The 11142-nt window shown below is 60.6% G+C and carries 12 protein-coding genes; 9 read left to right on the forward strand and 3 right to left on the reverse strand.

Going from position 1 to position 11142, the window contains the following annotated elements; translation table 11 throughout:
- Nucleotides 1-49: 49 nt before the first annotated feature.
- The 3 genes from ETQ85_RS25160 to ETQ85_RS25170 all read left to right on the forward strand — a co-directional run bounded on the left by ETQ85_RS25160 (nucleotide 50) and on the right by ETQ85_RS25170 (nucleotide 1405).
- On the forward strand, nucleotides 50-673 hold the full coding sequence (locus tag ETQ85_RS25160) for a transcriptional repressor KorB C-terminal beta-barrel domain-containing protein (protein ID WP_148581751.1): 624 nt from the start codon (nucleotides 50-52) through the stop codon (nucleotides 671-673).
- Nucleotides 674-746: 73 nt separating this feature from the next.
- Nucleotides 747-1154, forward strand: a complete 408-nt coding sequence (locus ETQ85_RS25165; RefSeq protein WP_148581752.1) for a hypothetical protein — start codon at nucleotides 747-749, stop codon at nucleotides 1152-1154.
- Nucleotides 1155-1156: 2 nt separating this feature from the next.
- Nucleotides 1157-1405, forward strand: a complete 249-nt coding sequence (locus ETQ85_RS25170) for a hypothetical protein (protein WP_148581753.1) — start codon at nucleotides 1157-1159, stop codon at nucleotides 1403-1405.
- On the opposite strand, the gene ETQ85_RS26470 is transcribed toward ETQ85_RS25170, so the two are convergent.
- Nucleotides 1375-1968, reverse strand: a complete 594-nt coding sequence (locus tag ETQ85_RS26470) for a hypothetical protein (RefSeq protein WP_187394867.1) — start codon at nucleotides 1966-1968, stop codon at nucleotides 1375-1377. The genes ETQ85_RS25170 and ETQ85_RS26470 overlap by 31 nt on opposite strands.
- Here ETQ85_RS26470 and ETQ85_RS25180 point away from each other — a divergent pair.
- Nucleotides 1967-2977, forward strand: coding sequence for an IS30 family transposase (locus ETQ85_RS25180; RefSeq protein WP_148577193.1), 1011 nt, complete (start codon nucleotides 1967-1969; stop codon nucleotides 2975-2977). The genes ETQ85_RS26470 and ETQ85_RS25180 overlap by 2 nt on opposite strands.
- Here the strand turns inward: ETQ85_RS25180 and ETQ85_RS25185 are convergent.
- On the reverse strand, nucleotides 2940-3164 hold the full coding sequence (locus tag ETQ85_RS25185; protein ID WP_222862308.1) for a TetR/AcrR family transcriptional regulator: 225 nt from the start codon (nucleotides 3162-3164) through the stop codon (nucleotides 2940-2942). The two genes, ETQ85_RS25180 and ETQ85_RS25185, sit on opposite strands and share 38 nt — an antisense overlap.
- A gap of 300 nt (nucleotides 3165-3464) precedes the next feature.
- On the opposite strand from ETQ85_RS25185, the gene ETQ85_RS25190 reads away from it, so the two are divergent.
- The 5 genes from ETQ85_RS25190 to ETQ85_RS25210 are packed head-to-tail and all read left to right on the forward strand — an operon-like array spanning nucleotide 3465 to nucleotide 10741.
- Nucleotides 3465-4604, forward strand: a complete 1140-nt coding sequence (locus ETQ85_RS25190) for an efflux RND transporter periplasmic adaptor subunit (RefSeq protein WP_246128911.1) — start codon at nucleotides 3465-3467, stop codon at nucleotides 4602-4604.
- Nucleotides 4605-4617: 13 nt separating this feature from the next.
- Nucleotides 4618-7752, forward strand: coding sequence for an efflux RND transporter permease subunit (locus ETQ85_RS25195; RefSeq protein ID WP_148581755.1), 3135 nt, complete (start codon nucleotides 4618-4620; stop codon nucleotides 7750-7752).
- Complete coding sequence (locus ETQ85_RS25200; protein ID WP_148581756.1) at nucleotides 7749-9227, forward strand: efflux transporter outer membrane subunit; 1479 nt, start codon at nucleotides 7749-7751, stop codon at nucleotides 9225-9227. The genes ETQ85_RS25195 and ETQ85_RS25200 overlap by 4 nt, the downstream gene beginning before the upstream one ends.
- Nucleotides 9228-9246: 19 nt before the next feature.
- Nucleotides 9247-10080 (forward strand): universal stress protein, encoded by an 834-nt coding sequence (locus tag ETQ85_RS25205; RefSeq protein ID WP_222862309.1) that lies wholly within the window; start codon nucleotides 9247-9249, stop codon nucleotides 10078-10080.
- Between the two features lie 25 nt (nucleotides 10081-10105).
- The gene (locus tag ETQ85_RS25210; RefSeq protein WP_187394868.1) at nucleotides 10106-10741 is read left to right on the forward strand and encodes a TetR family transcriptional regulator; all 636 of its coding nucleotides are present in this window, start codon (nucleotides 10106-10108) and stop codon (nucleotides 10739-10741) included.
- Here the strand turns inward: ETQ85_RS25210 and ETQ85_RS26765 are convergent.
- Nucleotides 10717-11142, reverse strand: a 426-nt coding sequence (locus tag ETQ85_RS26765; RefSeq protein WP_222862310.1) for a hypothetical protein, incomplete at its 5' end; no start/stop codon positions are given. The two genes, ETQ85_RS25210 and ETQ85_RS26765, sit on opposite strands and share 25 nt — an antisense overlap.

Consider the following 11142-nt stretch of genomic DNA (forward strand, 5'->3'; position numbering starts at 1 on the left):
CTGAAAACGAGGAGACCCCAAGATCGACGCAAGCGCCGTCACGCACTTGATGTCGCTGATTGACGCGCCGGCCTTCTTGCTTGAGCTGTACCACAGCCGCAAGTGCCGCGCCCCGCATTACCTGTACGAGCTGCGCAAGCTGCACGACAAGAACACCGAGATCGTCGAGCGCCGCTGCGCCGAGGCCGACGAGATCGACCGTCGCCTGCTGGTGGCGATCGCCGAAGAGATCGAGCCCAAGACCTTCGCGCCCGCTGCTGGCCCGACCGACATCCGCGATGTGCTCGACAGTCAGAGCACGGGCGGCGGTGGCGGCAGCGGTTCAGGCGGTGGCGACCACCAGGCCGGCGACGCTGGCGAGGACTCGGCGGCTACCGGCAACGATGACCAGGCCGGCGGCGACGACGGCGCGGAATCTGGCCCCTCGGTGCAGCACCTGCCTTCGCATAACCCCGAGATCGAGGGTGGCGGCGAGACGAAGCCGACCGACCCGAACAAGCTCAAGAAGCCGCTGCTGCTGGGCACCTACCAGGGCCGAGAAGTGATGATCGTCCTCAACAAGCGCCCAACCACGGCGGGCCTTGTTTTCGTCAAGTACGAGGACGGGAGCGGCGAGGATGAAGTCACCATCGGCGAAGTCACGATGACGATGCTCACGGACTCGCACGCTTGAACCTAGTCGGCGAAACAGGGCGTTGGAGCGCCCTGCCCGCCTAACCACCTTTGCACTGTCGGAGAGCGCAAACATGGCTATCGAGAATGTTACCCCGTTCGCTGCCCTTATCGCAGCGGCCTTCGCCCTGCTGGCCGGCCTGGTCAGCCAAGCCAAGCACACCGCACGCCTGGCCCGCATCAAGTCGGTCCTCGGCGTCATGGTGCTGCTGGCCGCTTTGATGGCACCGCCCGCGATCCTCGCGCCTGTCGTCGCGGGATCGGCCGGCATCCTCATGCTGGCCTCGGCCAGCTTCCCCGCGCTTGCAGCGCAAGCCGTCACCCTCCCCACTGTGCCCGTGCAGACCACGGCCATCGTGCGGATCGTCCAGCCCGACCCGGTACGGGTCTTCGAGCTGGAGAACGGGGCCGGCGTCGTGGTCTTCCGCGAGGTGAACGGCAAGCTCGTGTCGCGCTTCTACCGCGACCGCAAGGCGGCTTGAGCATGACGGCCGAGAAGAAGGCCCTTTCAGATCGAGCGAAGCACAGGCTTCGGCTTGCGGCCGGCCTGCTTCGCGCTCAGGGCACGTCGTTCGAGTGCCCGCGCGATCAGTTCTACGACAAGGTTCAGGAAGTGCTCGCGAGCCTGCCTGCCGAGAAGCAGGCGGCCTTGCGCGAGCTGGTGGATTGGGTCGAGGACTACGACCGCGCAGAGCGCGCGGGTCAGGCCCCCACGTCGGCGAGAGGTTCCTGACACTCGCCACAGATCAGGCTCAAGCCTGGCTTGCCCCATGCGTTGATCTCGCACTTCGGGCACGAATACTTCCGGCGGTTCGACTTGCTCGCGGCACCTTCCGGCGCAGCGACTTCGACGCCAAGCGCTTCCAGCTCGCCGACCTCGATACCCTCGACCTCCCCGGCGATCACTTGCTCAAGCATGGAGAACCCCTCTAGTAATGCGGCCAATATTTCGCAGCGCGACTTGACTTCAGGGGTGCCTCCGCCAAGTAAGTTGTGAAAGGATTGGAATACTTCCTCGTCGCTTTGCTGAATCAGGCTTGCCACTTCAGGGTTGCGCGCGGACTCGGCTAGGATTTCCATGGCTAGGGAGGCGTGGCTATGGTCGATGTAGCGGGAGGTGCTTCTCACCGCATGATCAACGATGGCTGGAATTGCGTCAGATTGCTTGGTAGCATCCTTGATTTCGTCGATCAGTTGTCCCAGTTCGTTGTACTCCCGTGCCACGATGCCGGCGATGATTCCCTCGGCGCGCTCTAGACTGAAGTGCAACACCCCGATTTGGTAGGGTGTATGCATGGGAACTCACTACAGCCAGTTGTCGATGGACGAACGTAATCAGATTCATCGGTGCAGCAATGAGGGATTGAGTCTTCGGGCAATTGCCCGAAGACTCAATCGGCCGACCTCCGCAGTGTCGCGCGAAGTGGCGCGGAACACGGTGGGCAAGAGCTACGATGCCGCCCGTGCCGAGCGCGCGACGCTGGCGCGCAGGCGGCGCGGAACGATCAAGCTGAAGAGCGGTTCTGTGCTGCTCAACCGGGTTCGCGCGCTGATGGCCGAGGGCTGGTCGCCGGAGCAGGTTGCGGGCAGACTGCGCCGGATGAACCCTGATGATCCTGCTCTGCACGTCTCGCACGAAACGATCTACTGCGCCATCTACGCCGTGCCACGGGGCGAGCTGCGCAACGAACTCATCGCCCAGCTGCGTTTCTCCCACAAGGCACGCATGCCTCGCGCACGGGGCCAGGACCGGCGCGGCACGCTGCCGAACATGACCTCCATTCACCAGCGCCCGATTGAGGTGGCGGCCCGCCTCGTGGCCGGGCACTGGGAAGGCGATCACATCAAGGGGCCGGGCAACCGCAGTTCGGTGGGCACCCTGGTCGAGCGCAAGAGCCGCTACCTGATGCTGGTCAAGCTGCGTGACGGCTCGGCCGAGGCCACGCTGGAAGGCTTCACGCGCAAGTTCCGCCATGTCCCGCTCGCCATGAAAAAGTCGCTGACTTACGATCAGGGCAGGGAGATGGCCCGCCACGAGATTCTCGCCAAGCGGGTCAAGATCGACGTCTATTTCGCCGACCCGCACAGCCCCTGGCAGCGGCCGACCAACGAGAATACCAACGGCTTGATCCGCGAGTATCTTCCCAAGGGCCTGGATTTGGCGCCGATCTCCCAAGGCTACCTCAACGCAATTGCCCGACAATTAAACAACCGCCCGCGCAAATGCCTCGACTTTGAAACCCCAGCAGAGGTCTTTGCGAGGGAAATCATGAACTTTCAACCCGGTGTTGCACTTCAGAGTTGAAACCGCCCTCCTTGCTGCCGAAGTAATGGTAGATATGGCCTGAACTCATCCCTGCTGCTGCCGAGATCTGCGACATGCTCGTGCGATGAAACCCTTCTCGGCGCACACAATCGGCCGCGGCGGCCAGTACTTGCTCCTTGCGCCGTTTGGCGATCAGGGTCTCGTTTGATTTTTTTGTGACCTTCATCCTCACTCTTTCCTCGTTAAGAAGGCTGCGGAGGCGCTCTCGGCATTTCGAAGATGCCGTGATGCTCAAAAAATTTTTGCGCTGCAGTCATCAAATTGTAGCTGATTCATGTAATAGATTGGACGACCAACCCATGATCGCATGATCGGTTTATAGTTCGGTCGTTCAACCTAGTTGCGACCTGAGCTTGGTGGTCGTTCTCTGCGTGTCAGGCTGGCCTAGAAACTTGCTTAAAAAATAGGTCGGTCGATCAACCTATATATTGTCGAGCGTGTCCTTATGAACTATAGAAGCCCCCCTTTGACTCACGGTATTGCAGTGCTGATCGTTGCCTGCCTGCCTTTGGTAGCCTGTGACAAGGCACCTTCCTCAACCAGTGCCGCTCCTCTACCGGAAGTCGCCGTCTTTACGGTCGAACCCCAAGCTATATCGCTCTCCACTGAACTTCCCGGGCGTACCGCCGCCTATCTGGTCGCGGAAGTCAGGCCCCAAGTGGGAGGTATTTTGCTTCAGCGTCAGTTTCACGAAGGCAGTCAGGTCAAGGCTGGACAAGCCCTGTATCAGGTAGATCCTGCGCCGTATCGCGCGACTCTAGCCCGAGCCGAAGCCAGCCTCGAAGCGGCCCGGTTGCTGGCCGAGCGCTATGAAAAGCTGATCCAAACACATGCCATCAGCCAGCAGCAATACGACGATGCACGCTCGCAGTTTCTGCAGGCCAAGGCTGCCGCCGAGAGTGCGCGCATCGACTTTGGCTATACTCGCATCACCGCTCCGATCTCCGGTCGCATCGGGCGCTCGTCGGTGACCCAGGGGGCCCTGGTTACGGCCAATCAAGCTAATGCGCTGGCAACAGTGCAACAGCTAGATCCAATTTATGTCGATATCGTGCAGCCTTCGTCATCGTTGTTGCAACTCAAGGAAGACCTTGCCAACGGCCGAGTGAAGAGTGCAGGGAAAGGTCAAGCTGAAATCCGGCTGACCTTGGAGAACGGCAGAGCATACCCGCTCTTGGGCAAACTTCAGTTCTCCGAAGTTAGCGTCAACGAAAGTACCGGTGCTGTGACGCTGCGTGCGGTATTTCCCAATCCCGAGGGCATTCTGCTTCCCGGTATGTTCGTGCGCGCCCAGTTGCAGGAAGGCGTGCGCGAGCAGGCGCTGCTGGTGCCCCAGCGTGGCGTTACCCGCGACAGCCAGGGCAGGGCCGTGGCGCTGGTGCTCGACGCCAAGGATACCGTGCAACAGCTGCCGCTCACCACCGAGCGCAGTGTCGATGACCAGTGGCTGGTCCGCGATGGCCTCAAGGCTGGTGACCGCGTGGTCATCGATGGCTTGCAAAGAGTCCAGCCCGGCATGCAGGTTCGGGTAGTACCGGCCACCGCAGCTGGCGCATCTGCATCTCCGGTGGTCGGGCAATCGGCCATGGTGCAAGCGAACAAATAGGGAAGGGGAACTCATGTCTAGATTCTTCATTGACCGCCCGATCTTCGCTTGGGTCATCGCCATCGTCATCATGTTGGCAGGCGCCCTGTCGATACGGTCGCTGCCGGTCAACCAGTACCCCAACGTCGCACCGCCGGCTATCGGCATCATGGCGAGCTACCCAGGGGCCTCGGCGCAGACCGTGCAGGACACCGTCACACAGGTGATCGAACAGCAACTCAATGGCCTGGATGGTTTGCGTTACATCCGCTCGGAGAGTAACGCCGACGGTAGCGTGGTTATTGTGGTCACCTTCGAGCAGCACATCGACCCGAACATCGCCCAAGTGCAGGTACAGAACAAGCTGCAACTGGCTACGCCGATGCTGCCACAGGCGGTGCAGCAACTCGGCCTGCGCGTGGTCAAGTATCAGATCAACTTCATGTTGATTGCCGCGCTGGTATCCGAGGATGGCCGGTTGGATAATTACGCGCTGGGCGACCTGATCGTCTCGCAGTTGCAAGACCCCCTTACCCGCACCAAGGGCGTCGGCGACTTTTTGGTACTGGGGGCACAGAATGCCATGCGCGTCTGGCTCGACCCGCTCAAGCTCAACAACTACAAGCTGATGCCCAGCGACGTGATGGCTGCGATTGAAGCGCAGAACGTGCAGGTGTCTTCGGGACAACTCGGTGGGCGCCCGACTGGCAGCAAGGTCGGGCTCAATGCCACGGTGATCGGCAAGACCCTGTTGCAGACGCCAGAGCAGTTTCAGAACATCCTTCTCAAGGTAAACCCGGACGGCTCGCAGGTCCGCCTGCGGGATGTCGGCGAGATCGGCCTTGGCTCCGAGACCTATACCTTCAACACCACAGCCGATGGTCGGCCCAGTGCAGGCATCGCCCTACGCTTGGCTAGTGGCGGCAACACCCTGGAGGCGGTCAAGGCCGCACGGGAAACCCTCACCCGCCTGGAACCGACCCTGCCGCCAGGGGTAAAGATCATCTATCCCTATGACACCGCGCCAGTGGTCAGCGCGTCGATTAACGGGGTGGTGCACACGTTGGTCGAAGCCATCGTGCTGGTCTTCCTGATCATGTATCTTTTTCTGCAGAACTGGCGCGCCACGCTGATCCCCACACTGGCGGTGCCGGTGGTGCTACTGGGTACCTTCGGGGTGATGGCGGCGTTCGGCTTCACCATCAACATTCTGACCATGTTCGGACTGGTGCTAGCGATCGGCCTGCTGGTCGACGATGCCATCGTGGTGGTGGAGAACGTCGAGCGCCTGATGGTCGAGGAAGGGTTGTCGCCGCTGGAGGCGACGCGCAAGTCGATGGACCAGATCTCCGGCGCATTGGTCGGCATCGGCCTGGTGTTGTCGGCAGTGTTCGTCCCGATGGCCTTCTTTGGTGGCTCCACTGGCGTGATCTATCGCCAGTTTTCGCTGACCATCGTTACCGCGATGGCCTTGTCGGTATTGGTAGCACTGATCTTCACCCCCGCACTGTGCGCCACCCTCCTCAAACCGGTGCGCCACGATCCTCTGGCAAAGAAAGGTTTCTTCGGCTGGTTCAACCGCAGCTTCGAGCGAAATACCCAGCGCTACGAGCGTGGTGTCGCGCGCGTGCTCGCTGGCCGCGGACGCTACCTGTTGGCCTTCGGCCTGATCGTGGCCGCGCTGGCCGTGCTCTTTCCACGTTTGCCGACGTCTTTCCTTCCCGGCGAGGACCAGGGCACCATGTTTGTGCAGGTAGAACTGCCGGTCAACGCCACCCTTGAGCAGACTGACGAGGTGTTGGGTGACGTGGTTAGCCACTTCAAGGAAAACGAGGGCGACAGCGTCAGCGCCGTGTTCACGGTGAGCGGCTTCAACTTCGCCGGTCGCGGCCAGAACTCGGGTCTGGCCTTCGTCCAACTCAAACCCTGGGAGGAGCGGAAGAGCAGCGTGTTCGACCTGCAGGCGCGCGCGATGCAGCGCTTCGCCAAGATCAGGGAGGGCGTGGTGCTGGCCTTCCCGCCACCGGCGATCATGGAACTCGGCAATGCCACGGGTTTCGATCTGTTTCTGCAGGATTACAGCGGGCAGGGGCACGAACACCTGATGCAGGCGCGCGCCCAGTTCCTGGCCGAAGCGGCCAAGTATCCAGAACTGGCGCTGGTACGTCCCAACGGCAAGGGCGACGAGCCGCAGTACCAGGTGCTGATCGACGACGAAAAGGCACGTACGCATGGCGTGAGTTTGGTTGACGTAAACACCACGATGTCGGCAGTCTGGGGCTCAGCCTATGTCAACAACTTCATCGACCGGGGACGCATCAAGCGGGTATTCATCCAGGGCGTGCCGCAGGCGCGCATCAGCGAAGAGGATTTTGGCAAGTGGTATGTGCGCAACGCTGACGGCAAGATGGTGTCCTTTGCCTCCTTCGCTACCGGCAAGTGGGTGAAAGGTTCTCCCAAGCTGGAACGCTACAACGGCGTGCCGGCGATCGAGATACTCGGGCAGCCGGCCCCGGGCTACAGCTCGGGCGATGCCATGCGTGCAGTCGAGGAAATCGCCGCCAAACTTCCAAATGGTATCAGCCTGGCCTGGACCGGCCTGTCCTACGAGGAGCTTTTGTCCGGTTCGCAGGCGCCGGCACTGTATGCGTTGTCGATCATTGCCGTGTTCCTGTGTTTGGCGGCGCTCTATGAGAGTTGGTCGGTTCCTTTCTCGGTGTTGCTGGTGGTGCCCCTGGGTGTGATCGGCACGGTCATTGCTGTCTTGATGCGGGGTCTGGAGAATGACGTGTTCTTCCAGATCGGTCTGCTTACCACGGTTGGCCTGTCCGCCAAGAACGCGATCCTGATCGTTGAGTTCGCCAAGGATCTTTACGAGCGACAGGGACGTACGTTAGTGCAGGCGGCTGTGGAAGCTGCGCGGCTGCGTCTGAGGCCGATCATCATGACTTCGCTGGCCTTCAGCATGGGCGTACTTCCGCTAGCAATCTCCGATGGCGCCAGCGCCGGCAGCAAGCACGCGATCGGGACCGGCGTCGTCGGCGGCATGGTCACTGCGACCTTCCTGGCGATTTTCTTCATCCCGCTGTTCTACGTTGTTGTGTCTTCGCTGTTTCAGAAACGGCCTGACGTTGAGGCGGCTATGACCCAGGAGGAAACCTTAGCATGAGTACCTTATCCACCCGTGTGATCCTGATGGCATGCGTCGGCACTCTTCTGAGCGGGTGCGTTGCCACCATGGCACCGCGTTACGAGCAACCCGCTGCACCGATCCCGGCCCAATGGCCGGATTTGGCCGGAGGGGCTGCTGAAAAGGCGATCGACATCCCTTGGCAGTCCCTGTTCGCAGATCCCAGGCTACGCCAAGTTGTCCAGTTGGCTCTGGACAACAATCGCGACCTGCGTGTGGCGACGCTGAACATCGAGAAGGCGCGCGCGCAGTACGGTATCCAGCGTTCGGCCTTGTTTCCAGAGGTGGGCGCCGGTGTTTCCGGCAACTCGGGCCGGACGCCAGCCTCAGTATCCCCCACCGGCGCCGCCGTCGTCAGCCATGTCTACAGTGCCAATCTGGGCATCACCGCCTACGAACTCGATTTGTTCGGTCGGGTACGCAGCCTCAATGATCAGGCCTTGCAGCACTACCTCGCCACCGGTGAAGCACGGCGCGCCGTCCGGATCGGCCTGATCGCGGAAGTGGCTGGCGCCTACCTCAGGCTGGCGGCCGATACCGAGCAGCTCACCTTGGCCCGCGACACCTTGCGAACTCGCCAGGAAGCTTACGACCTGCAGCGCCAGTTGTGCGAGATCGGGAATGCCTCCGAGCTGGCATTACACCAGGCGGAAGGCGAACGGGAAGCGGCGCGGGATCAGTCTTTGGCGCTGGAAAGCACGGTCGCGACCGACCGCAATGCATTGGAGTTGCTTGCAGGAACTAAGCTTTCTGCAGAGCTACGCCCAGATGTACCGTTGGAAGTCATGTTGGCGGTCCAGGACCTGCCCGCCGGCTTGCCTTCGGATTTGTTGCAGCGGCGACCGGATCTCCTCGCCGCCGAGCATGCGCTGATCGCGGCCCATGCCAATATCGGTGCCGCGCGTGCCGCCTTCTTTCCTCGCATCACCTTGACCGGCGGTATCGGCCGTGCCAGCGACTCGCTTTCGGACCTGTTCGACGGCGCCAACCGCGCCTGGAGCTTCCTGCCGCAGATCAGCGTTCCGATCTTCACCGGCGGACGCCTGACCGCCAACCTGAAGGTAGCCAAAGTCGAGCGCGATATTGCGGTGGCCAACTACGAGCGTTCGATCCAGAACGCCTTCCGCGAGGTGGCGGATGCCTTGGCGGTGCGCGCCCGGCTGGACGGCCGGCTGACCGCGCAGCAACGGCAGGTCGAAGCGGCCAGCGCTGCCTACACGTTGGTCCGGCAGCGCTACGACAACGGCGTGTCGAGCTACCTCGAGGTCCTGGATGCACAGCGCACCCTCCATGCGGCGCAGCAGAATTGGATCGCCATACGGCTGGCCCGGCAGGCCAATCTGGTCACCCTGTACAAGGCGCTCGGTGGTGACTGGTCGTCTCGCTCCAATGTGGAGGGCGACACGCTCTCCGGTAACCCCAACGGCGAGCAACTCGCCATACGTTTACAGTGAGGTAAGAATGTCACATCTGATGCAGGACATTGCTGTCTTTTTTGACGACAGTGATCTTGGGCAGAGTATCCTCGAAACAGGCGCCCATCTGGCGAGGGATCAGAATGCCCGTCTGATCGGACTTGCCTCCAACGAGAAGAACGACGCCACACCCGAAGATGGATTTGCTCGGGGAGAGGGCATCGTCGACGTCATCCGCAGACTCGAGTCGTCGTCGGAGTCACATTTGCTCCATGCGAGCCAAAGCTTGGCAAACGTGGCTGGTCGCTACGGCGTCACTGCAGAGTTCCGAGTGATCCCGTATTTCGGGTCGGATATTGATATGCAGCTAAATTCGTTCTACAGCGATCTTTTGCTCGTCGGTTATCCGGAGGCATTGGGTACTCCATTTGCATGGTCATCCATCAAGGCGCTTCAACAAACTGGTGTTCCCATCCTTATCGTTCCTAGAGCTTGGAACGGAAGGGCTATTGCGCGTCGGATCACAGTGGCCTGGAATGCCAGTCGCCAGGCTCGCCGAGCGGTTGCCGACGCATTCCCATTGCTGCTTGCCGCCGAGGCGGTCGATCTGCTAATTGTCGATCCTGAACGTAGGGCGGAACGGTACGGCGAAGATCCGGGTGCCGACATGGCAGCCTATTTATCCCGTCATGGCGTACAGGTGAATCTGAGGCGTGCCTCCTCCCAAGGGCGGCCGGTCGCGGAAACGATTGTCGCCCATGCGCTCGAGATGAACTCCGATCTCATTGTTTTCGGTGCTTACAGCCATTCCCGGATCAGCGAGGCTGTCCTAGGCGGTGTGAGCCGAACTCTTCTGGCGGAAGTGCCTCTTCCTTTATTCGTTTCCTACTGATCGGTAGTTATATATCGGGGGGCTTGTGGTCAGACGCACGAAAAACGAAGCCTTGGTAACGCGAGAGAAAATTCTGGACGCTGCCGAATGGTGTTATCGCACCTACGGTGTTTCCAGAACGACCATGGTGCTGATTGCTGCGCGTGCCGACTGCACGCGTGGCGCCATCTACTGGCATTTCTCGAAGCCGCTCAATATCTTCCAGGCGGTGCTCGATCGAGGAAGAATTCCGCTGCTGGAGCGCCTCCGCGATGTTTCCCTCGCGTCACCACCGGTGATGCCCAGACTACGCCAATGCCTGTATCAATGCCTTTGCGACATCCAGGACAACGAGAGGGTACGTAATGTTCTCGAGATACTGGCTTTTCGCTATGACTTTGCCGGGGATACCCTTCTGTTCCGGGAGCTGCAGCAATACGAGGCTGAGCGCATGATGATCCTCTTGCGGCATATATTCGCAGACGCTAAGAAGGCCGGGGAGTTGCGGGACTTATGCCCGGCGTCTTGCGCCTCGCTGGTCGGCTTCGCACTGGTGGGGGCGGTCAGACTTTACCTGATGGGGCCGGTCGAAGCCGATTCCATGCAGGAAGCGCGGGGCGCCCTGGACCTAGCGTTCGAATTGGTTCAAGCGGATGGTTATCGTTCTGGGTTCGTCGGATAAACCATGCTCCAAGTTTCTCGAATCCTGATGATTGGCGACGAAGATTGACGAACAGTCAGCGTTCCAGCAAAACGTTGATCATACGGGGTGACTACGATCTCGCGCACATTTTGCACATCTCCGCTGTCGGTGCGCAGCAAATTTATCGACAGTAGGTGGGCATCTGGCGCACGTGCGGGAGCACGGATTCCCTTATCAGTTGGGCGAGATGCATGGATTGCATCAATACACCCCCGGTTTATACTGTTGGACGAGATGGGGGCGCAAAGTATCGGATACGACGTTCTCGATTTTTGCTTGGTAGCAATGCCAATGATCTCGCCAAGGATGAATCCCCGGCAACCGGAGAGATGATCCCGAAGGCCGCTGAGTGGTGTGCTCGTAGGGGTCTCCTCGTTTTC

It is taken from the genome of Zoogloea oleivorans (assembly GCF_008107625.1).
Lineage (GTDB): Bacteria > Pseudomonadota > Gammaproteobacteria > Burkholderiales > Rhodocyclaceae > Zoogloea > Zoogloea oleivorans.